General features: G+C 42.8%; 21 protein-coding genes. 12 read left to right on the top strand and 9 right to left on the bottom strand.

The window, feature by feature from the left end; genetic code table 11:
- The first annotated feature begins 35 nt into the window (after positions 1-35).
- Positions 36-1,472 carry a YfcC family protein gene (locus ACY3ZI_RS10985; RefSeq protein ID WP_036954877.1) on the top strand — a complete coding sequence of 479 codons (1,437 nt, stop codon included), beginning with the start codon at positions 36-38 and terminating at the stop codon, positions 1,470-1,472.
- Positions 1,473-1,743: 271 nt separating this feature from the next.
- Here ACY3ZI_RS10985 and ACY3ZI_RS10980 read toward each other — a convergent pair whose 3' ends face one another.
- Positions 1,744-1,965 (bottom strand): DUF2594 family protein, encoded by a 222-nt coding sequence (locus ACY3ZI_RS10980; RefSeq protein WP_036954881.1) that lies wholly within the window; start codon positions 1,963-1,965, stop codon positions 1,744-1,746.
- Positions 1,966-2,203: 238 nt separating this feature from the next.
- Here ACY3ZI_RS10980 and ACY3ZI_RS10975 point away from each other — a divergent pair, with 238 nt between their 5' ends.
- From ACY3ZI_RS10975 to ACY3ZI_RS10965, 3 genes are all read left to right on the top strand, one after another.
- Positions 2,204-3,403 carry a sugar transporter gene (locus tag ACY3ZI_RS10975; RefSeq protein WP_487375160.1) on the top strand — a complete coding sequence of 400 codons (1,200 nt, stop codon included), beginning with the start codon at positions 2,204-2,206 and terminating at the stop codon, positions 3,401-3,403.
- 107 nt (positions 3,404-3,510) lie between these two features.
- Complete coding sequence (locus tag ACY3ZI_RS10970; protein WP_154603690.1) at positions 3,511-3,843, top strand: DMT family transporter; 333 nt, start codon at positions 3,511-3,513, stop codon at positions 3,841-3,843.
- 56 nt (positions 3,844-3,899) lie between these two features.
- Complete coding sequence (locus ACY3ZI_RS10965; RefSeq protein WP_154603691.1) at positions 3,900-4,205, top strand: DUF333 domain-containing protein; 306 nt, start codon at positions 3,900-3,902, stop codon at positions 4,203-4,205.
- A gap of 64 nt (positions 4,206-4,269) precedes the next feature.
- On the opposite strand, the gene dsbB is transcribed toward ACY3ZI_RS10965, so the two are convergent.
- The gene (gene dsbB / locus ACY3ZI_RS10960) at positions 4,270-4,785 is read right to left on the bottom strand and encodes a disulfide bond formation protein DsbB (protein ID WP_036954894.1); all 516 of its coding nucleotides are present in this window, start codon (positions 4,783-4,785) and stop codon (positions 4,270-4,272) included.
- A gap of 166 nt (positions 4,786-4,951) precedes the next feature.
- Entirely contained in the window at positions 4,952-6,502 is a 1,551-nt protein-coding gene (nhaB, locus tag ACY3ZI_RS10955) for a sodium/proton antiporter NhaB (protein WP_487375159.1), read from the bottom strand.
- Between the two features lie 220 nt (positions 6,503-6,722).
- Between nhaB and fadR the strand changes: the two genes are divergently transcribed.
- Positions 6,723-7,439: a fatty acid metabolism transcriptional regulator FadR gene (fadR, locus tag ACY3ZI_RS10950; RefSeq protein ID WP_036956460.1), complete on the top strand. Its 717-nt coding sequence runs from the start codon at positions 6,723-6,725 to the stop codon at positions 7,437-7,439.
- A 74-nt stretch (positions 7,440-7,513) separates the two neighbouring features.
- On the opposite strand, the gene ACY3ZI_RS10945 is transcribed toward fadR, so the two are convergent.
- On the bottom strand, positions 7,514-7,870 hold the full coding sequence (locus ACY3ZI_RS10945) for a hypothetical protein (RefSeq protein ID WP_211885746.1): 357 nt from the start codon (positions 7,868-7,870) through the stop codon (positions 7,514-7,516).
- A gap of 407 nt (positions 7,871-8,277) precedes the next feature.
- Between ACY3ZI_RS10945 and ACY3ZI_RS10940 the strand changes: the two genes are divergently transcribed.
- The 3 genes from ACY3ZI_RS10940 to ACY3ZI_RS10930 all read left to right on the top strand — a co-directional run bounded on the left by ACY3ZI_RS10940 (position 8,278) and on the right by ACY3ZI_RS10930 (position 11,602).
- On the top strand, positions 8,278-9,579 hold the full coding sequence (locus ACY3ZI_RS10940; RefSeq protein WP_211885744.1) for a D-amino acid dehydrogenase: 1,302 nt from the start codon (positions 8,278-8,280) through the stop codon (positions 9,577-9,579).
- A gap of 36 nt (positions 9,580-9,615) precedes the next feature.
- Positions 9,616-10,680 carry an alanine racemase gene (gene alr / locus ACY3ZI_RS10935; protein WP_487375158.1) on the top strand — a complete coding sequence of 355 codons (1,065 nt, stop codon included), beginning with the start codon at positions 9,616-9,618 and terminating at the stop codon, positions 10,678-10,680.
- Positions 10,681-10,849: 169 nt separating this feature from the next.
- The gene (locus ACY3ZI_RS10930) at positions 10,850-11,602 is read left to right on the top strand and encodes a MipA/OmpV family protein (protein WP_487375157.1); all 753 of its coding nucleotides are present in this window, start codon (positions 10,850-10,852) and stop codon (positions 11,600-11,602) included.
- 93 nt (positions 11,603-11,695) lie between these two features.
- Here the strand turns inward: ACY3ZI_RS10930 and ACY3ZI_RS10925 are convergent, their stop codons facing one another.
- Positions 11,696-12,586, bottom strand: a complete 891-nt coding sequence (locus ACY3ZI_RS10925) for a D-hexose-6-phosphate mutarotase (protein WP_286271185.1) — start codon at positions 12,584-12,586, stop codon at positions 11,696-11,698.
- Between the two features lie 247 nt (positions 12,587-12,833).
- Entirely contained in the window at positions 12,834-13,829 is a 996-nt protein-coding gene (gene gapA / locus ACY3ZI_RS10920) for a glyceraldehyde-3-phosphate dehydrogenase (protein WP_006658762.1), read from the bottom strand.
- 356 nt (positions 13,830-14,185) lie between these two features.
- Between gapA and msrB the strand changes: the two genes are divergently transcribed.
- Positions 14,186-14,599 (top strand): peptide-methionine (R)-S-oxide reductase MsrB, encoded by a 414-nt coding sequence (msrB, locus tag ACY3ZI_RS10915; protein ID WP_036956472.1) that lies wholly within the window; start codon positions 14,186-14,188, stop codon positions 14,597-14,599.
- Positions 14,600-14,746: 147 nt separating this feature from the next.
- Positions 14,747-15,037 (top strand): YeaC family protein, encoded by a 291-nt coding sequence (locus ACY3ZI_RS10910; protein WP_211886418.1) that lies wholly within the window; start codon positions 14,747-14,749, stop codon positions 15,035-15,037.
- Between the two features lie 70 nt (positions 15,038-15,107).
- On the opposite strand, the gene pncA is transcribed toward ACY3ZI_RS10910, so the two are convergent.
- The 3 genes from pncA to sppA all read right to left on the bottom strand — a co-directional run bounded on the left by pncA (position 15,108) and on the right by sppA (position 18,854).
- Entirely contained in the window at positions 15,108-15,728 is a 621-nt protein-coding gene (gene pncA, locus ACY3ZI_RS10905; protein WP_487375156.1) for a bifunctional nicotinamidase/pyrazinamidase, read from the bottom strand.
- A gap of 23 nt (positions 15,729-15,751) precedes the next feature.
- Positions 15,752-16,771, bottom strand: coding sequence for an asparaginase (gene ansA / locus ACY3ZI_RS10900; protein WP_036956478.1), 1,020 nt, complete (start codon positions 16,769-16,771; stop codon positions 15,752-15,754).
- A gap of 229 nt (positions 16,772-17,000) precedes the next feature.
- Complete coding sequence (sppA, locus tag ACY3ZI_RS10895) at positions 17,001-18,854, bottom strand: signal peptide peptidase SppA (protein ID WP_154637566.1); 1,854 nt, start codon at positions 18,852-18,854, stop codon at positions 17,001-17,003.
- A gap of 262 nt (positions 18,855-19,116) precedes the next feature.
- Between sppA and ACY3ZI_RS10890 the strand changes: the two genes are divergently transcribed.
- Together ACY3ZI_RS10890 and selD are read left to right on the top strand one after the other, a co-directional pair.
- Positions 19,117-19,668, top strand: coding sequence for an NAD(P)H nitroreductase (locus tag ACY3ZI_RS10890; RefSeq protein WP_487375155.1), 552 nt, complete (start codon positions 19,117-19,119; stop codon positions 19,666-19,668).
- 11 nt (positions 19,669-19,679) lie between these two features.
- The gene (gene selD / locus ACY3ZI_RS10885) at positions 19,680-20,723 is read left to right on the top strand and encodes a selenide, water dikinase SelD (RefSeq protein ID WP_211885734.1); all 1,044 of its coding nucleotides are present in this window, start codon (positions 19,680-19,682) and stop codon (positions 20,721-20,723) included.
- The last annotated feature ends 3 nt before the right edge of the window (positions 20,724-20,726 follow it).

Raw genomic sequence — 20,726 nt, 5'->3', positions numbered from 1 at the left:
TAACAAAACAAATAATAATCCAACAGGATAAATCTATGGCAATAACATCAACAACACCACCACCACAAAAAAAGCGTTCTGATGGGATAAACCCGTATGTATTGCTCTTTTTCATCCTTGTCGCGGCAGCGGTTGCGACTTGGATCGTTCCTGCGGGGCAGTATGCCTCTGAAACGAAAGTTATCACAACTATCAAAGATGGTGTGGAAACCCAAGTTAAGAGCTCTTATACCATTCCAGGGAGTTATGAGCGTTTACCTGAACAGCATGGCGTCTTACCAGGACAGGTTTTCACGTCGATTGCTGACGGGCTAGTTAAAGCGGCTCCGATCATTTTCTTGATTATCTTTACTGGTGGCGCGTTACATCTGCTTGAAACGACTGGTGCAATCAATAAAGTCTTGAGTAATATTTCACGCAGTAAAAAGCTCAATGACTTTTTGTTGATCACTATCTTCTTTGTGGTGTTCTCCATTTTGGGTACCACTGGAATTGTTGTGAACTCGATAATTGCATTCGTGCCAATAGGTTTATTGGTGGCGAAGTCCGTTGGAATGGATGACAAGTTTGGCGCAGCAATTGTCTATGTTGCGGCTTACTCCGGCTTTAACGCCTCGGTAATGGCACCGATGACCGTAGGGTTATCTCAAGGTTTAGCTGACGTTCCGTTGCTATCGGCATTTGGCTTCCGTACTGTGGTTTATATTAGCTTTGTGATCGCAGGGATTATCTTTTTAACCTTGTACGCGAAGAAAAGCCGTCGCCAAGGGATGGTGCGCCCAGAAGTACAGATTGATGACAGCCAATTTGAGACCTCAAAAATCTCTTTACGCCACGTCATTACATTATCCTATGCCGCATTCTGTTTAATTGGCTTTATTTTCGGTGCCATCGAGTGGAGCTGGGGCGAAAAAGAGATGATGGCCATGTTTATCATCTTAGGCGTGGGTGTGGGTGTACTGAATAGAATGTCACCGAATGATATTGCAACCGGCTTCCTGAAAGGTTGTGCTGGCATGGTTGGTGGGGCATTTATCGTTGGTATGGCCCGTGCGATTGCGATTGTATTAGCGGATGGCATGATCTTAGACACCATCGTGAACTCGATTATTTCTCTGATGGATGGTTTACCGAAAACATTATCTGCATTATCTATGTTCGGTACTGCTGCTATCATGCACTTCTTTATTTCTTCAGGTTCCGGTGAAGCGGCTGTTTTAGTCCCTATTTTCACCCCAATGGGCGATCTGTTAGAAATCACCCGTCAAACTACCGTTCAAACGGTATTAATGGGCGAGGGTGTCGTGAACTGTATTAACCCAACATCAGGTATCCTGATGGCGGTGTTAGCGACGTCGAAAATCCCATACACTAAGTGGCTGAAGTTTATCTGGCCGTTGGTATTAACTTGGGTCATTATTTCGATTATCTCGATTGTTTACGCCGTCATGACAAATTTAGGTCCGATTTAAGTCTGTTTATTACGTTATTTAGACAGACAGGGTATTTATCCAAGCGCCACTCGAAAGAGTGGCGTTTTTTGTTTTTGGGTAATGAGTAGGCAGGATTTTAGGCAAAAAAAAAGCCCCCTTCATAGGGATCTGAAGGGGGAGCTAAATGAATAAAGAATGGTTTAATTCGAGATCAAAGATAAAGGATCCTAGTGGACGAAACTTAGGTTTTTGTGCACTTTAGTTCGCTGTTTTGAGTTAGCGTATAGAATCGCATTTATCGCTAAAGCTCTTATTGGCGATAACCAGTCTTGATTTGTTCTAAAATGTTTTTGTAAGTCTCAGCTTGCTTTTCATCTTCCATCGAAGCGACTTCGCGTTGCATTTTGATCAAAATTTTACCCGCATCAGCCTGACCGATAGCTTTAAGCATATGAGTAACAAGATTTTTTAAACAAGTTACTTCGTCTGCTAATGCGTTTACGTCTGGCTCAGTTGGAAAATGGGTTTTCATTTAGGAATTCCTGTAAGAATAAAAAGTAATTTGCAGATTGTAGCATAGAAGAAATGATTCTGTCGCTTTTCAAACTGACATGAAAATTAAAGGGGTGTGACTGTTTCTCTATGAAAAAATAGTGTGAACATGATAATTTTCAATCCTTTAAAGATGAATGGTGAATGTGATATTATTCACAAAAATGTACTAAAGGTTGTTCTTTACCTTAATTATCATCAACAGGATGTCGTAAACCATGTCCCAGGTTTCTCGAAGCACTGCATGGATCCGTGTATTGGCGCTTTCCGTTGCGGCTTTTGTCTTTAATACCACCGAATTTGTTCCTGTCGCATTACTGAGTGATATTGCTGAAAGTTTTGATATGACCGTTGCCCATACGGGGTTAATGATCACCATTTATGCGTGGGTTGTCGCGGTGATGTCTCTGCCATTAATGCTGATGACGGGGAAATTTGAGCGGCGAAAATTACTGGGAATTTTGTTTGTTGTCTTTATTCTCAGCCATATTTTATGTGGGATTGCGTGGAATTTTGAAGTGCTGATTATCGCGCGTATTGGTATCGCATTATCTCACGCAGTTTTCTGGTCGATTACTGCATCATTGGCGATCCGCGTCGCGCCTGCGGGTAAAAAAGCACAAGCATTGGGCTTGCTCGCAACGGGAACGGCACTGGCAACTGTGTTGGGATTACCGTTAGGGCGAGTGATTGGGCAATGGATGGGCTGGCGAGTGACATTTTTGTGTATCGGCGTGCTTGCGTTATTAACCCTGATTGCGTTATTACGCTTTTTACCACGTTTACCGAGCGAACATTCCGGTTCATTAAAAAGCCTACCTGTTCTGTTTAAACGTCCCGCATTGATGGGTGTCTTTGTGTTAATCACCGTCGTCATTACGGCTCATTTTACTGCGTATAGCTATATTGAACCTTTTGTGCGTGATATTGCCTTACAGAGCCAAAATTTTGCCACACTCTTATTATTAATTTTTGGTGGGGCTGGTATTTTTGGTAGCGTTTTGTTTAGCCGCTACAGTAGCCGCTTTACGCTCTCATTTTTACCTGTATCGATGACCTTACTGACGCTTTGTTTAGTGTTATTCATGCCACTAAGTGGCGATGTTTGGACACTGATTGGTACTTGTATATTCTGGGGTATGGCGATCATGTGTATTAGCCTCGGGATCCAAGTAAAAGTGTTGGATTTGGCGCCAGATGCGACCGATGTCTCGATGTCGATTTTCTCTGGATTATTTAATATTGGCATTGGGGCTGGGGCATTATTAGGGAACCAAGTGATTACCCATATGGGAATGACCAATATTGGGTATGTGGGAGCAATTATCAGCCTTTTAGCACTTGCTTGGTGTGTGTTTATCTATACCCGCTATCGCTCAGCTTTTGCAGAAAAACAGTCAACTACTGCTAATTATTAAGGTGGATTTATTCATTTGGCACTGTACTAATTAAAGGTTAGTGCGGTGCTTTTTTGTGTGTTAAATTTCTGCCAAATTTTAGGCTAAAAAATAGAGAAAGGTGAACGATGAAAGGATTGGGCTTCTTATTAATGTCCATTATTGCGGAAGTGATTGCGACAACAACGTTAAAAGCGTCGGATGGTTTTAGCCGTTTTTGGCCTTCTTTAGTGGTTATCATTGGCTATGCAGTCTCTTTCTGGGGGCTTTCCCAAGTCGTGAAGGTGATGCCACTGGGGATTGCGTATGCTATTTGGTCAGGATTGGGAATTGTGTTGGTTTCTGTGGCGGCTATCTATATTTATAACCAAAAACTCGATTTACCCGCAATTATTGGTATGCTATTAATTATCATTGGTGTATTAGTCATCAACCTGTTTTCTAAAAGTGGTACCCATTAATGAGATTCAAAACATAGTGGGACTCAAAACAGCGCTGATACTATCGGAGAAAGAGAATGAAAAGGAAAAGTCAGGCGCTGTTAAAAACAGTCGTGGCAATGGGTTCAGCTACCGTATTATCTATTTTGCTTTCAGCGTGCAGTAGTCCTGATAATAGTAAAATGACAAGAGCAGAAACGTCCGGTTCTCAATATGCTCAGCAAGTGGTGAATTTAGGTCCCGGTGCTCAAGAGGCATGTACTTCTGCTGGTGGGCTGCCTTCACTGAATTTAGAACTCAATGGTGAAAAGACCCCAGTTTGCCAATTTGCAAATGGGCGCCGTTGTGCCGTTTCGGCAATCCGTAGCGGGGCGTGTATCTAAGTATTTTTGTTAGCTAATGATTTGAATCGCCCATCAAGCATAGTTGATGGGCGAAAAAGAAAGGCTATTTTTTGCTCGGGAAGAATAGGCTGATCGCAACGATGATGCCAACTAAGATGTAAGCTGCAAAAATACCGACTAACCACTGCGGCATGTCTAACCCTAAGAATGCCCACTGTCTAACGGCACAATCACCTGTCGCTTCAAACACAGAAGGTACCCATTCTTGAAGTGGTAACCAGTCTGGGAAATTAACAAAGAAATCACAGGATGCAAACGGAGATGGGTATAGTTGCAGCATGGTATGTTCCCATGAAAGGTCTAATCCACGCCAACCCGCATACAGCCAAACCACAATCGCAATCACTTTAACGACGGTGCTTTTCGGTGCAATCGCTCCGATTAAACCGGCCGCAATAATTCCCATCAATGCAACGCGTTCATAGATACACATTACACAAGGTTGCAGTTTCATAATATGTTGGAAATACAGAGCAGCACATTCAAGCATAAACGCAGTGAATGCCATAAGCAGCCAAGCTGACCGTCCTTGAGAACAGTAATTAAAAAATCTGAACATAATAAATTCCCTTCATCAATAATCGGCTTATTTTGCCTCTATCTGGGTGATAAAAAAAGCAGCAAAATCAGATTAGAATAAGATTAGCTTAGTTTTTACGTTTTATTACAAAAAAAGCCGCATAAATATGCGGCTTTAAATCCAGAAACTGAACAATCAATATTGATTAACGTGGAATAGAAATTAACCCTAAGCTTTCCATCCAATCAGTTAATGGGATAAGCCATAGCTCAACACCTAACAGACCGACGATTGTCATCACAACCGTAAATGGTAATGCCATCCACACCATTCTACCGTAAGACAGACGAATCAGCGGAGACAGTGCTGAGGTTAACAGGAACAAGAAGGCGGCTTGTCCATTTGGCGTTGCAACCGACGGTAAGTTTGTTCCGGTGTTAATGGCGACCGCTAAGTGCTGATATTGCTCGGCGGAAATTAAGCCCGCATTAGCGGCTTTCAGCGCTTCCGTAATATACACGGTGCCGACAAACACGTTATCTGATACCGCAGAGAGCAACCCGTTAAACAGATAGAATAGGGACAGCTGCGATGATTCAGAGGATTGCAGTACATACTGAATGAATGGCGTAAATAGCTGTTGGTCAATGATCACGGCGACAACGCTGAAAAAGACCGTCAGTAGGGCAGTAAACGGCAGGGCTTCTTCAAAGGCTTTACCGAGCGCATGTTCTTCAGTGATCCCACAGAATGTCGTGGCAAGAATGATCACGGATAGACCAATCAGACCCACTTCAGCGAGGTGAAGTGCCAGCGCGACAATTAACCAAATTCCGATAAGACCTTGAACAATCAGCTGTGCTTGCTCTTTCTTACTGCGCTTAGCACTCATTTTTTTGTCGTGTTCGGTTAACACTTGGCGCACGGTATCAGGTAACTCAGCCCCGTAGCCAAATACTTTGAATTTCTCAACAAGGAAACAGACCACGAGCCCGCAGAGGAAAACAGGGATGGTCACTGGTGCCATACGCAGATAAAAGGTAATAAAATCCCACTCAACATGTTTGGCGATGATCAGGTTTTGGGGTTCACCCACCATGGTCATTACACCGCCAAGGGCAGTACCAATACCCGCATGCATCATTAAACTACGTAAGAAGGCACGGAACTGTTCTAACGTCTGCTTTTTCTCCGCCGTATCAATGAAGGAATCGTTTTGTAGATCCGTATTGCTAGGCTGGCTAGAGGCATACTGATGGTAAATGGAGTAGAAGCCAATAGAAACGCTAATGACCACAGCAATGACCGTTAAAGCATCTAAGAAAGCGGATAAAAACGCACTTGCTAAGCAAAATGACAACGCTAAAATTCGTTTAGAACGGACGTTTATTAACAGCTTCGTGAAAACATACAGCAGAAGTTGCTTCATAAAGTAGATGCCAGCCACCATAAAGATCAGTAACAGAACCACTTCAAGGTTATTACTAATTTCATGAGAAATCTGCGCTGGAGAGGTCATACCAATGAGCACGGCTTCAATGGCTAATAGCCCGCCAGGTTGCAATGGGTAGCATTTTAGTGCCATCGCTAAGGTGAAAATGAATTCAATGACGAGTAACCAACCGGCGATAAATGGGTTAACAAAGTAGAAAACAATTGGGTTTATTATTAAGAACAAAATGATAGCAAGTTTGTACCAATCTGGAGAATTTCCCAAAAAATTCTTCAAGAATGCTCTTTTTAAACTAAAATCCATTATGACTTTTAATCCTCTTTAACTGGTGTTGTGTGACTGCGCGTTACATACTACTCTTATCTTTTATAGAATTTAAGCTTATTTGCTAATAGATAATCCATTAATTATATGGGGTTTTTACGATTCACCTGCGGTTTATTAGAAAGCTAACTATCTCGGATTGTGACAATCTGGTATGCTTTCGCGTAGTCCGTCTAAAAATGTTTGGAATAATAAAAATATGGTTATTAAAGCTCAAAGTCCGGCAGGTTTTGCGGAAGAGTACATTATTGAGAGTATTTGGAACAATCGTTTTCCTCCAGGATCTATCTTACCCGCGGAGCGTGAGCTATCTGAATTAATCGGCGTAACTCGTACGACATTACGTGAAGTTTTACAGCGTTTAGCCCGTGACGGCTGGTTAACCATTCAACATGGTAAGCCAACCAAGGTCAATAATTACTGGGAAACGTCAGGATTAAATATTCTGGAAACGCTGGCGAAACTCGATCACGACCGTGTGCCTCAGTTAATTGATAACTTATTGGCAGTACGTACCAATATTGCGGCTATTTTTATTCGTACTGCATTTCGTAATGATCCAGAAGCCTCATTAGAAGTGTTATCAGGTAAAGATAAAGTTGAAGACAACTCGGATGCATTTAGCGATTTAGATTACAACATTTTCCGAGGATTGGCCTTTGCGTCCGGTAACCCAATCTACGGCTTAATTATTAATGGATTGAGAGGGCTATACACACGAGTTGGGCGTTATTATTTCTCTAACCCTGAAGCTCGTCGTTTAGCGTTAAGTTTTTACCAACAGTTGAGCAATTTATGCCGTGAGCAAGCCTATGATCGTATTATGGATTGCGTCAGAAACTACGGTAAAGATAGCGGCGTAATCTGGCACAATATGCAAAGCAACATGCCATCTGATCTTGCAAATAATATTTAATTCATCACTTCTTTTTCAATAAGAGCCAGTGCCTAGCGCTGGCTTTTTTGTTGTGGTTAATCATATTTAAAATATTAATTTAGTAAACAAGTGCAGGAGTCATCCATTGTAACGATGTTGTAGTAATCGACTTTTTTGTTTGATAGTTCTTTAACCAGCCTATCTATAAAATTATCATCTGACAAATTTATAGAGTCATCATTTATTATACAATGGAAACCCGCACGTACCGTACTTGTGGTGGATGCTAATGCATAAATTGGACATTTAGGTATGGGCATCGTGCTAAAACAGACATTGTCTCCATGAATCTCAACACGTGTTTTTCCTTCAGGGTCACAAAGCGCTGTTGCAAAACTCATGTGGGAGAATAAAAACAAAATAGCACTTATCCCCATTAATCGTCCTACAGAAAAGATCTTTCTCATCATGTCGCTACCCCCTTTAATTAACTTGTTGAATTTATATTGGATAGGAAATATCAATCACTGCAGATATTCCAGTTGAATAATCTAGAGGATTGTAACTTTTTAGTATTAAGTGAAGTGATCATGAAGTTAATTAAATTGGCACATAATATGTTGCACTTAAATTAAAGCACAAAATATTGAATTTTATTATTTTTTGGAAAATGACTTTTAAATTAATTGCATACAATTCAATTGGGTATGTTTTTTTGAAGATTTTCACCTGAAATAATACGCTGCATTGCAAATTTAAAAGGCTCTTAATCAGCTTTATTGTCTTTTTTGTTAAAAATGTTAATCAACTGTATTGGAAAATAAAAACTAGAATATTATGCTAACAGTAATTCCATTTTGTTCTCTTGAGGGGTTCTATGAAAGTTCTCGTTTTAGGTGCTGGCGTTATTGGTGTTACCACTGCGTGGTATCTAGCACAAGAAGGGCATGAAGTTTGCGTCATTGATAGACAGCTTGATGTGGCTGAAGAAACCAGTGCAGGTAATGCTGGGCAAATATCTCCAGGGTATGCAACCCCGTGGGGTGCGCCGGGGATCCCTCTTAAAGCCGTAAAATGGATGTTTGAAAAACATGCTCCTTTAGCGATCAAACCCGATGGTAGCCTATTCCAATTACGCTGGATGTGGCAAATGCTGAAAAACTGCGACATGCAGCACTACACCATGAACAAAAGCCGTATGGTGCGAATTGCAGAATATAGCCGTGATTGTATTCGCCAACTTAGAGCAGATACAGGGATTGGCTATGAAGGGCGCCAAGGCGGTACGTTACAATTGTTTAGAACCGCAAAACAGTTTGATAATGCAGCCAATGATATTGCGGTTTTACAGCAAGAAGGTGTGCCATACGAATTACTGACCTCAGAACAGCTCATTACGGCTGAACCTGCATTGGCTTTTGTAAAACATAAGCTGACAGGGGGGCTGCGCTTACCCAATGATGAAACGGGTGATTGCCAGCAATTTACTAAAAAACTGGCAAAAATGGCGGAGCAAGCTGGAGTAACATTCCGTTTTGGTTGTCATGTGGAACAAATTTTGACGGATGGCAAGCGCATTAGCGGCATTAAGGTCGACGGCGAGATTTTGCTGGCGGATCAGTATGTCGTTGCAATGGGGTCATATTCCACTCAGATATTGCAGCAATTGGTGAAAATTCCAGTTTACCCTCTGAAAGGCTACTCATTGACGATGCCAATCATCGATGAATCACGCGCCCCTGTTTCTACAGTGCTGGACGAAACCTACAAAATTGCAGTAACACGCTTTGATCAGCGTATTCGCGTCGGGGGAATGGCGGAAGTGGTTGGTTTTAATCTTGATGTACTGAAAAAACGCTGTGAAACCCTGAAAATGGTGGTGCAAGATCTCTATCAAGGTGGTGGAGATATTAGCCAAGCGCAATTTTGGACAGGACTGCGTCCAATGACACCGGACGGCACCCCGATTGTCGGACCGACAGAATTTAGCAATTTATATTTGAATACGGGACATGGAACCTTAGGTTGGACAATGGCTTGCGGCTCTGGCAAATTGTTGGCTGACTTAATTTCAGGGAATACGCCAGATATTGCGGCGGATGATTTATCGGTATTTAGATATACCGATGGTTTTAACACAAAATTAGTCAATACTGGTCATTTATCGCCTGCGCGTTAATTGAGCGACGTAAAATATCAATAATAAGGAATCGCAATGCCACGCCCAATTCGTGCTGTCATTCATCAACATAATTTAGAACACAATTTAGCGGTGATCCGCCAGAAAATCGGCCAAGCGAAGGTCTGGTCAGTCATGAAAGCGGATGGTTATGGTCATGGTATTAAACGAATTTGGCGTGGGCTAAAAGACTCTGATGGTTTTGCTGTTTTAGATCTCCATGAAGCCATTTTATTGCGAAATGAAGGGTGGAAGGGACCCATTCTATTATTGGAGGGGTTCTTCCAAGCGGAGGATCTGGCTGTTATTGACCAGTATCAGTTAACAACCAGCGTACACAGCCGCTGGCAGTTAGCCGCCATTAAACAAGCTTCACTGAGCAAACCTATTTCTGTGTATATTAAGCTCAATAGCGGGATGAATCGCCTAGGTTTTTCGGTAGATGAGTATGCGGATATTGTGTCTCAACTGAGCCAAATGGAAAATGTTGCTGATGTGACGCTAATGAGCCATTTTGCAAATTCAGATTTGGTTGAAGGAACTCAAGCGCCGTTAGCGAAAATTCAGCAATTTTCAAAGCTATCACTGCCGATCTGCATTGCGAATTCGGGGGCAGTTTTATGGCATAAAAACACCCATTATGATTGGGTTCGGGCTGGAATTGTGCTGTATGGCGCATCTCCGAGTGGCAAATGGGGCGATATTGCTGAATATGGTTTAAAAGCGGTGATGACGCTGCAATCGGAAATTATTGCAGTCCATGATATTGAAGCGGGTCAATCCATTGGTTACGGTAGCAAATTTACGTCAGAAAAACCGATGCGTATCGCGACGGTCGCCTGTGGTTATGCGGATGGGTACCCTCGTCATGCGCCAACTGGAACGCCTGTTTGGTGTCAGGGGCAGCGTTGTGCGTTGTTAGGTGCGGTTTCCATGGATATGCTAACGATCGATATTAGCGATTGTCCTGACGCGGCTATTGGCTCTCAAGTAGAGCTGTGGGGCGAAAACTTACCTGTTGATGATGTGGCACAATCGGCAGGCACAATCGGTTACGAATTATTATGTGCATTAGGACGTCGCGTACCTATTGATTTTTAATGAAAAAGGCCCTTATTCATTCACTTGGCTTATATTCTTGATTGAGAAAGATAGACAATCAAAGTAATTTAGCTTTAAATGTGAAGCATCTCATTAACGTGGGTGAAATTTCCCACGTTATTCATTGTTTATTGTTAACTTCATCTGAATAATTTGGGTTTAATTTAAAATGTCTAAAACAATCAAAATGACCACACTTGCCATTGCGTTAAGTGCGGTTTCAAGTGCTGCGTTTGCTGGAACTTGGTCTGTTGGTGGCTCTGTATTAGCGCAATCAACACCGTATAAAGGCATCAAAACGAGCGACTATATTTCGCCTGTTCCCGTTGTAAATTATGAAAGTGAAAATTTTTACTTCCGTACTTTAGCTGTAGGTTATTACCTCTGGAATGATAAAGTTGACCAGTTGTCTTTAGATGCATACTACTACCCACATTTCTTTAAACCAAAAGATAATGATGATGCTGACATGCGTAAGCTGGATCGTCGTCGCGATACTGTGATGGGTGGCTTTACTTACCGTCATAATGCTGACTGGGGTACATTGCGTTTCAATGGTTCTTTCGACATGCTATGGGAAAGCGAAGGGATGCGTGCAGAAGCAGCTTACCTGTATGCATTTAAAGGTGATAACTGGTCTTTAACGCCAGGTGTAGGTATCAAGTGGGATAGCGCGAAACTGAATCGTTATGAGTTCGGTGTGACATCCAAAGAATCTGCCAACAGCGGATTAAAGCGTTATGAACCAAACTCAAGCTGGACACCGTATGTGGAGCTGTCAGCTAATTATAAAATGACAGACAGCTGGTCTCTGTTTGCGCTAGGTCGTGTTGATAAACTGTCTAGCGAAGTAAAAGACAGCCCAATGGTCAATAAATCTTATTCAGCGATTATGTGGAGCGGTGTGACTTACACCTTCTAATTCATATTCTGGAATAGAATAAAAAACCCCAAAATGGCTAGGCTGTTTTGGGGTTTTATTTTGCATTTATTCTTACGCTTATTTTTCGCTTGGTTATTCTTGCTGTGGCTGCGGTTTATTTTCGCGACATACCATCACGAGAGAAAGGCGAGAAGGGCTTTGCGCTTCAGATTTCATTGGCATATGAATACGAGCCGTTTCCACACAAACCATCTGTTTGTAACCATTATTAGGCATATCTTGCATGCTGCACGATAATTCTGCCCAAGGGTTCCAGCACACCACATCACTGTGATGATAATGATGTAACTCAATGGTGCGATTCCAGCCATCATCACGTAGCAAGCTGTATTCTTCTGGCTCGGTGTATATGCGGTCAGTGTGCTTATTAAATTTCAGCGGCTCTGAAATATAAGCTTCTCTGTCAGCCACTTTATCAATGTAATGTCCACCAAGACCATAAACGGTGGCTTTCTGGATATCACTGATATTGAAATAGCTGTGTAATGCGGCAGTAGCCTCGAAGTCACCGTAACTTTCTAATTCAAGCTCGCAGGTTTCCCCGAGCTTCATTCGTAAAATCAGCGTGAACTCATGTGGCCAGAGTTTGCGGGTGTATTCGTTGTCCGTCAGGGTAAAGGTGAGGATCACGCCACAATCATGTTCATTATGAGCTGTAAATTGCCAAGGTAAGATACGGGCAAATCCGTGACTAGGGCTGTTTACAGGACCAAACCATGGCCAGCAAATAGGAATACCACCACGAATGGCAACCCCTTCTTTAAATGCACTTTCAGGGCTTAGCCAAAGACAGGGTTTTTGACCTGCGGGTTGCCAGTCAATTAAGTGGGCACCTTGTAAGCTCACAGCACCACGCACTTTTGGATGCGAAATGACGATCAGTGGTAAATCCCCAAGTTGACGTTGGGTAATGTAAGGGGAAATTTGTTTGATAACAGGTAAAGCAAAAATTTTATCATGCATTGTCTTGCGCCTGTGGTTGTTGGTCCATCATCACGACCTAAATCAGCGACTATAAATAGAACAGCGCCTATAAATAGGGCAGTAACTAGAAATAACAATATAACAAACTCACGATACTGCAAGTGGCATTGAATGGAGTGGGGGACGCAGCTTGGAGTATATTGAGCTGAGCTTTAATTTTGAATGTATGAAAGATACAAAAGAGCCGCCAAAAGGCGGCTCAGTCACACTGATTACTTAACAACGCTTATTTAGAGATGTGAGCGATCAGGTCTAGAACTTTGTTAGAGTAGCCAGTTTCGTTATCATACCAAGAAACCAGTTTCACAAAGTTGTCGTTCAGAGCGATACCTGCTTTAGCATCAAATACTGAAGTCAGTTTTTCGCCGTTGAAATCGGTAGATACAACGTCGTCTTCAGTGTAACCCAGAACGCCTTTCAGCTCGCCTTCTGCTGCTTCTTTGATAGCGTCACAGATTTGTGCGTAAGTTGCTGGTTTTGCCAGACGTGCAGTCAGGTCAACAACAGAAACGTTAGGAGTTGGAACACGGAAAGACATACCAGTCAGTTTACCGTTCAGCTCAGGAATAACTTTACCTACAGCTTTAGCAGCACCAGTTGAAGATGGGATGATGTTCTGAGAAGCACCACGACCACCACGCCAGTCTTTGTGAGATGGACCATCAACAGTTTTTTGAGTTGCTGTGGTTGCGTGAACAGTAGTCATCAGACCTTCAACGATACCAAATTTGTCGTTGATAACTTTAGCCAGTGGAGCTAAGCAGTTAGTTGTGCAAGATGCGTTAGAAACGATTTCTTGACCTGCGTAAGCTTTGTGGTTAACGCCCATAACAAACATTGGAGTGTCATCTTTAGAAGGACCAGTTAACACAACTTTCTTCGCGCCTGCTTGGATGTGTTTACGAGCAGTCTCGTCAGTCAGGAAGATACCAGTTGCTTCAGCAACAACATCAACACCGACTTCGTTCCATTTCAGGTTTGCAGGATCTTTCTCTGCTGTAACACGGATTTTTTTACCGTTAACAACTAAGTGACCATCTTTAACTTCAACAGTACCGTTGAAACGACCGTGAGTTGAGTCGTATTTCAACATGTATGCCATGTACTCTGCATCGAGCAGGTCGTTGATAGCAACGATTTCGATGTCAGAACGCTCTTGTGCAGCACGGAAAACGATACGGCCGATACGACCAAAACCATTAATACCTACTTTGATAGTCATAGTATTTCCACCAGCTATTTTATTTCGTGAATTAAGATGTACTTAAAGTTACCAAAACCTTGCCAGCCGTCAAGCGGAATCGTGTCAATTATTGAAAAAAATCAATTCTGATACCACTATCTGCATATTTGTCAGTCACTTCAGCAGCAAATACAGCCGCACGTATTATCGGGATTGTTCAGCATAATGAAACCATCCATCAGTGATATATGTGAGGCTCATCACAAATCAAACCGTAAAGTTCTAACCTTAATAGTCTAGAATAGTTTTCCACTGAGCGTTGTTAAGTTTTTGTTGCTTGAAATGGATGCAAAATCGTTTTAATGCGCATCTTTTTGAAAAAAAGTAGGTAATCAATGTCGAATAAAGATAAGCAAGCTATTGATTTATCAAAGCTTAACCAAGTCCAGCTGCATGTTACACAACACGCTGGCACAGAGCCCCCGTTTAGCGGCCAATTATTGCATAACCGTAAAGATGGCGTGTATGAATGCCTCTGTTGTGGAACCCCTTTATTCCTTTCTGAGACCAAATTTGATGCAGGCTGCGGATGGCCGAGTTTCTTTCAACCGATTGATGAAAGTTTGATAAAATTTATCGAAGATTTTTCTCACGGTATGCATCGAATAGAAGTGCGTTGTGGTAATTGCAATGCGCATCTTGGGCATGTATTTCCTGATGGCCCACAACCAACAGGACAGCGTTACTGCATAAATTCAGCATCGCTAAGTTTTACGGATGACCAAACGGGTGAAAAGACCCTAGGATAACGTGCTGAAGCTTGCTGAAGTGTCAAAATACATTTGGCAATAACGATTCAGCTAGTTATTCAAAATACACTATAGATATAACACCGCAAGAATAATTATCGAGATTGCCACTAGATTGATGTGATGAGGCGTAACGTGAGCGTAGAAATGGATGCACAACAAATAGATCAATTGCTGTCTGTCATGACCCCTGAAATTTACCAGCGTTTAGTGACTGCAGTGGAGTTAGGTAAATGGCCAGATGGTGTGGCATTAACGCCAGAGCAGAAAGAAAATACTTTGCAGATGGTGATGCTATGGCAGTCACGCCATAACCATGATGCGGAACACATGACGGTCGGTACTGACGGTCAAATTACCATGAAGAGCAAACAAGAGTTAAAAGCGCTTTTCCAAGGGAATAGACTTGCGACATTGAAACCGCAGGATAACGACTAAGTCAGTATCTCGCCCCGTCAGCTAACGGGGCGAATTTCAAACCTATATCATGGCTAGTTACTACAGCATTCTAGCGGGATGATGTGATTAGACTAGCCCCCGCACTCTGCATTTCCGCTAAAGCCTTCTGGCTATCTTCAGGGGCTAAATTAACGCCACGGCACCCATCCATTAGCACATCAACACGATAGCCCAGCCTCAGTGCGTCCAGTACAGTAAATTTCACACAATAGTCCGTCGCAATGCCCATAATCATTAAATGGCTGATTTGTTGTTGCTGAAGCCATGTATGCAGCTCTGTTTGACTGACTCTGTCATTATCAAAAAAGGCACTGTAGCTATCGACTTGCGGATTTTCACCTTTAGTAAATACCTTTTGAATAGCTTGGTGATTAAGCTCTGGATGAAAATCAGCACCATGGGAGCCTTGCACGCAGTGAACTGGCCACCAAACCTGTGGCAATCCATTAAGTTCACCAAGGGCACCAATAGGCTGGCCAGAGTTCACGGCAAAACTGAGATGGTTTTCTGGATGCCAATCTTGGCTGGCGATCACCGTGATACCCTGTTTTTGGCATTGCTCAATAACTTGGTTAGCGGTTTCAATAACCTGTTCGCTTTGTTTTACAGCGAGAGCACCACCAGTACAAAAATCATTTTGTAAGTCTACTAACAGTAATGCTGATTTCATCTTTCTTCTCAGTAAGTTATAGCTTATTCATCAGCGTAGCTTAATTCACCACGCAGGTTATTTTGCATTAATTCGCGAATAAGCTCAGAGGTATAATCTTGGCTTAGTAAGTAATGTAATTTACTCAATGCGGCTTCAAAAGTCATATCAAAACCACTGATCACTCCAGATTCTGCTAATGCATGTCCTGTGGCGTAACCTTCCATATTTACACGCCCAGAAATACATTGGGTGAGGTTGACGACAATAATGCCGCGAGAAGTTGCTTCACGAAGGATGCGTAAAAGCTCGGGTTGCTGAGGAGCATTACCGACACCGTAAGAGCGCAAGATTAGCGCTTTAACCGGTTGTTGAAGAATATTTCTTACGATTTCAATGGATAATCCAGGGTAGAGCGTGACAACTCCAATAGGTTGCGGGGTAATGCGATGAGTTTTTAATTCCCCAATGCCAATCGGTGCAGGGCAGGCATTGAATGTACGGATATGAATACCGGCTTCCATCAGTGGAGAGCAGTTTGGCGAAGTGAACGCTTCGAAACCATCAGCATGCGCTTTTACTGTGCGGTTACCGCGATACAGTTTGTTATTGAAGAATAAACCCACTTCGTTGATCGGGTAGTTTGCCGCTAAATAAAGCGCATTAAGCAGGTTGGTTTGCCCGTCGGAACGTAGGGCTTCCAGCGGGATTTGTGACCCTGTCACAATAATGGGCTTCTTCAAGTTTTCAAACATAAAGGAGAGCGCAGAAGCGGTAAATGCCATGGTATCAGTGCCATGTAGGATCACAAAACCATCATATTTATCGTAATTTTCACTGATGTCATCGGCGATATTTTGCCAATCTTCCGGTGTAATGTCCGAAGAGTCGATTAATGGCTGGTGTTCACGAATCGTAAATGTTGGCATTTCAGGGCGATGAAACTCAGGCATTTGGGCTAATTGTGCCTGTAGGTGACCAGAAACAGGAATATAGCCTTGAGGAGAATGGCGCATGCCGATGGTGCCACCCGTATAAACGACATAAATCGATTTCTTCTGCATTTTGTTACCTAACGATGACAGACGAAGTTCTGTATGAATAAGAAATTCAGTGTGTGAATAATTTGGATTATAAGGATTTTGGCTTATTTACTGGAGATAATCTATGGATAAAACAAGATATTGCAGATTGTTGTGATGGAAACTTCAGTTTACGCTAGCGTCATTCACCGTGTAATGGCAGCCCCCCTACGGTTGCTTTAAGAGGGGAGCCATGGGTGGAAATGAATAATTAGTTAATTTCTGCGCAGTTTAAGCAAAATGCGTAACGATTTTGTGGATCGTTCATTTTTAAGAAAAACTGAGCTTGGCGGCGAATATCAGTAGCGACTGCTGGCGGTAGGAATGTTTGCAATGCATCAGGCATCATGACTTGAACGTTGCTAGTCAGTTCAAGGATCAACTGATCCATAAAGGAAAGTTCAGGTTGCATCCAATCCAGCTCGACAGATTTTACTTTCGCTAATTCGGCGGCTTTTGCGACGGCATCATCGAAATCACCAAGTTCATCAACTAAACCAATCTTCAGCGCATCCTTACCAATCCAAACACGACCTTGGGCAATCTTATCGATTTCTTCCGGTGTTTTATGGCGAGATTGAGCGACTAAGCCAATAAAGGTTTGGTAGCCATTTTCGATGGTGATTTGCATCATATCGGAAAATTGAGGACTGATCCCCTTAGTGACAGAAACGCCCGCTAATGGTGAAGTCGAAACACCGTCAGTATAAACGCCAATGGATTCTAATGAGTTTTCAAAGGTATTGATCACACCGAAGATACCGATAGAACCTGTTAAGGTGCTTGGGCTTGCAATTATGTAGTCAGCTGGTGTTGAGATCCAGTAACCGCCTGATGCGGCCATGCCACCCATTGATACGACGACAGGTTTCTTCGCTGCGCGGGCTGCGGCTAATTCACTGCGGATCAGGTCAGAAGCGCTGACACTTCCTCCAGGGCTATTAACACGTAATACGATGGCTTTAATGTTTTCATTTAAACGGGCATCACGGATTTGAGCTGCTAGGGTTTCGCCACCAGCAATACCGGGAGTTTGCGGACCATCCATGATGGCACCTTGTACTACGATGACTGCAATATTGCCGTCGCTGTTGCTGGTATCGGCAATTTTAGTGGAGTAATCATAGATGCTAATGCCATTGAATGTTTTATCTTCTTTATTCCAACCAAACTGATTAGAGAACACATTTTCGGCTTGTTCGCGGGTGTAGATCTTATCCACTAATTTTTGCTGTAAAGCATATTGCGCAGTATCACCTTTGGCTGCGCGAAGTTGTGCAATGAGTTTATCCGCTCCCGGGAAGATTTGCTCTGCTTTAGATTGGCGATTCTCTGCGATAGAGCCTAAATAGTTATCCCACAAGGTATTTAACCAAAGCAGGTTAGCTTCACGGGCTTCAGGTGACATATTATCACGCATCATCGGTTCAACCGCAGATTTGTAGGTACCAACGCGGAAAATATGGGTGCTTACCTTGAGTTTTTCTAATAACGATTTGTAATACAGGGTATCCGTTGAGAAACCGTAAATACCCACGGCGCCATGGGGTGCGAGATAAATTTCATCTGCAAAGCTCGCTAAATAATATTGAGCTTGTGTATAGCTATCGCCCATGGCATAGACTGATTTCCCAGAGGCTTTAAACTCTTCAATCGCTTTACCGATGTATGCCATGGAGGGTTGATCCGCGCCAACCAGATTATCTAAACGTAGTATTAGACCTGTAATGCGGTCATCGTCAGCGGCGGTACGAATGGTATCGACGATATCGAATAGCGAGTTTTCTTGCATTAAGTTATTGGAGGTACCAAGTAATTCGCGGCTCATACGTCCGAAAGGATCTGGGGAAGAGACTTGGTCAACAACAATCCCTTGTAGATCAACAACCAGTGCACCAAAATAGTTTTTTTCTGGTTCGTTGTCGGATTGCAAGAGAAAATAACCGCCGATCACTAAAAATAACAACACGAAGAAAATTGCGTTGAAAACAAATTGTCGAATGAAATTAATGACTCGCCAGCTAAACTTAAAAACAGTGGCGAAAATATCCCAGAGTTGTCGCATTTTTTCTCCAGTGTGAGGATATCAATCAAGATGGCGGCATAAGATGACGCGCGAATGATTTAGAATATCATCTATTTGACAGATGATTAATAGATAGATTAATCAATAGATTTAATCCTATACAGTATCAAACGATGACAGATACCAAATAATGTAATACAGGATTATTCATAACAAAACCATTGTGGGCGTTGTACAATAGCCCGATAGTATTTCTATTTTGCTGAGCACTACATCAGCTTACTCTTAATCGGAGATCAATATGGATGCATTAACCCTTTTGTTGAACCGCCGTTCAGCTTCACGCTTAACCACTCCCGCGCCACAAGGCGAACAACTCGACAATATTCTTGCAGCAGGAATGAGAGCGCCAGACCACGGAGCGTTAAAGCCATGGCACTTTGTTGTTATGCAAGGAGAAGGTATCGCTCGCTTTAGCCAACTACTTGAAAAAGCAGCCGTAGAAGGCAAGCTAGGCACGGAAGTTGAAGAAAAAGCGCGTAATGCACCATTTCGTGCGCCGCTTATCATTACCGTGATTGCGAAAGTGAAAGATCATCCCAAAGTGCCACAGTGGGAACAAATCGTTGCCGCAAGCTGCACCGTACAAGCGATGCAAATGGCCGCTTTAGCACAAGGCTTTGGCGGTATTTGGCGTTCAGGCTCATGGACGGAAGATGCTATCGTGCGTGAAGGATTAGGTTGTGAAGAAAATGACCATATCGTCGGTTTTCTTTATTTAGGTACACCAGAATTAAAAGCACCTGTAAAAGCTCAACAACCGGATATGACAGGTTTTGTGACCTATTTTTAAAGAGACAGACAATGACAGAAAAAATTAGATTGACCCAATATAGCCATGGTGCTGGCTGCGGATGCAAAATCGCACCAAAAGTATTAGAGCAAATTTTACATACTGAACAAGCTAAATTTCATGATCCTCATTTATTAGTGGGAAATGAAACCAAAGATGATGCCGCAGTTTATGATTTAGGCAATGGCATCGGCATTATCAGTACCACTGACTTCTTTATGCCTATCGTGGATAACCCATTTGAATTCGGGCGTATTGCGGCAACGAATGCCATCAGCGATATTTTTGCGATGGGCGGTAAGCCAATTATGGCAATTGCGATCCTAGGCTGGCCGATTGAAAAATTACCACCAGAAGTGGCTCGCGAAGTGATTGAAGGTGGGCGTGCTGCTTGTGCGGATGCCGGAATTTCACTGGCAGGCGGCCACTCCATTGATTCACCAGAGCCTATCTTTGGTTTAGCGGTGACAGGGGTCGTAAACACAGATTACGTGAAGAAAAACAGTGCAGCGTGCGCAGATTGCGAACTGTTCCTAACCAAACCGCTGGGTATTGGCGTGCTGACTACGGCTGAGAAAAAAGGCGTATTAGCACCAGAACATGCGCACCTTGCTGCGGAAACTATGTGCCAAATGAACAAGTTCGGCGCGGTTGTCGCTCCTCTAGAAGGTGTAACGGCAATGACGGACGTAACGGGCTTTGGTCTGTTAGGGCATTTAAGTGAGATCTGCGAAGGTTCTGGTGTTCGTGCTCAGATCGCCTTTAGTAAAGTACCAAAACTTGCTGATGTGGAAAAATATATTGAAGCAGGCTGCGTACCGGGTGGAACTCAACGCAACTTTGATAGCTACGGTCACTTAATTGGACCAATGAGCGACCTACAACGCAAATTGTTGTGTGATCCACAAACGTCAGGCGGGCTTCTAATCGCGATTAAACCATCGGAAGTGGCTAAAATTAAAGAGATTGCACAGCAGCAAGGTGTTTTGTTACAGTCTGTCGGTACCTTATTACCTGCACAAAGCGGTGTGCCTTTAATTGAAGTGATCGATTAATCT

The sequence above is a fragment of the Providencia sp. LY12 genome, assembly GCF_057621555.1.
The sequence above is the reverse complement of the archived record's forward strand: the minus strand, read 5'-3'. Positions and strand labels throughout refer to the sequence as shown.

What these genes read in the sequence shown, in the direction of transcription:
- ACY3ZI_RS10985 (WP_036954877.1), top strand. Translation starts at nt 36, where the DNA reads ATGGCAATAACATCAACAACACCACCACCACAAAAAAAGCGTTCTGAT.
- ACY3ZI_RS10980 (WP_036954881.1), bottom strand. Translation starts at nt 1,965, where the DNA reads ATGAAAACCCATTTTCCAACTGAGCCAGACGTAAACGCATTAGCAGAC.
- ACY3ZI_RS10975 (WP_487375160.1), top strand. Translation starts at nt 2,204, where the DNA reads ATGTCCCAGGTTTCTCGAAGCACTGCATGGATCCGTGTATTGGCGCTT.
- ACY3ZI_RS10970 (WP_154603690.1), top strand. Translation starts at nt 3,511, where the DNA reads ATGAAAGGATTGGGCTTCTTATTAATGTCCATTATTGCGGAAGTGATT.
- ACY3ZI_RS10965 (WP_154603691.1), top strand. Translation starts at nt 3,900, where the DNA reads ATGAAAAGGAAAAGTCAGGCGCTGTTAAAAACAGTCGTGGCAATGGGT.
- dsbB (WP_036954894.1), bottom strand. Translation starts at nt 4,785, where the DNA reads ATGTTCAGATTTTTTAATTACTGTTCTCAAGGACGGTCAGCTTGGCTG.
- nhaB (WP_487375159.1), bottom strand. Translation starts at nt 6,502, where the DNA reads ATGGATTTTAGTTTAAAAAGAGCATTCTTGAAGAATTTTTTGGGAAAT.
- fadR (WP_036956460.1), top strand. Translation starts at nt 6,723, where the DNA reads ATGGTTATTAAAGCTCAAAGTCCGGCAGGTTTTGCGGAAGAGTACATT.
- ACY3ZI_RS10945 (WP_211885746.1), bottom strand. Translation starts at nt 7,870, where the DNA reads ATGATGAGAAAGATCTTTTCTGTAGGACGATTAATGGGGATAAGTGCT.
- ACY3ZI_RS10940 (WP_211885744.1), top strand. Translation starts at nt 8,278, where the DNA reads ATGAAAGTTCTCGTTTTAGGTGCTGGCGTTATTGGTGTTACCACTGCG.
- alr (WP_487375158.1), top strand. Translation starts at nt 9,616, where the DNA reads ATGCCACGCCCAATTCGTGCTGTCATTCATCAACATAATTTAGAACAC.
- ACY3ZI_RS10930 (WP_487375157.1), top strand. Translation starts at nt 10,850, where the DNA reads ATGTCTAAAACAATCAAAATGACCACACTTGCCATTGCGTTAAGTGCG.
- ACY3ZI_RS10925 (WP_286271185.1), bottom strand. Translation starts at nt 12,586, where the DNA reads ATGCATGATAAAATTTTTGCTTTACCTGTTATCAAACAAATTTCCCCT.
- gapA (WP_006658762.1), bottom strand. Translation starts at nt 13,829, where the DNA reads ATGACTATCAAAGTAGGTATTAATGGTTTTGGTCGTATCGGCCGTATC.
- msrB (WP_036956472.1), top strand. Translation starts at nt 14,186, where the DNA reads ATGTCGAATAAAGATAAGCAAGCTATTGATTTATCAAAGCTTAACCAA.
- ACY3ZI_RS10910 (WP_211886418.1), top strand. Translation starts at nt 14,747, where the DNA reads ATGGATGCACAACAAATAGATCAATTGCTGTCTGTCATGACCCCTGAA.
- pncA (WP_487375156.1), bottom strand. Translation starts at nt 15,728, where the DNA reads ATGAAATCAGCATTACTGTTAGTAGACTTACAAAATGATTTTTGTACT.
- ansA (WP_036956478.1), bottom strand. Translation starts at nt 16,771, where the DNA reads ATGCAGAAGAAATCGATTTATGTCGTTTATACGGGTGGCACCATCGGC.
- sppA (WP_154637566.1), bottom strand. Translation starts at nt 18,854, where the DNA reads ATGCGACAACTCTGGGATATTTTCGCCACTGTTTTTAAGTTTAGCTGG.
- ACY3ZI_RS10890 (WP_487375155.1), top strand. Translation starts at nt 19,117, where the DNA reads ATGGATGCATTAACCCTTTTGTTGAACCGCCGTTCAGCTTCACGCTTA.
- selD (WP_211885734.1), top strand. Translation starts at nt 19,680, where the DNA reads ATGACAGAAAAAATTAGATTGACCCAATATAGCCATGGTGCTGGCTGC.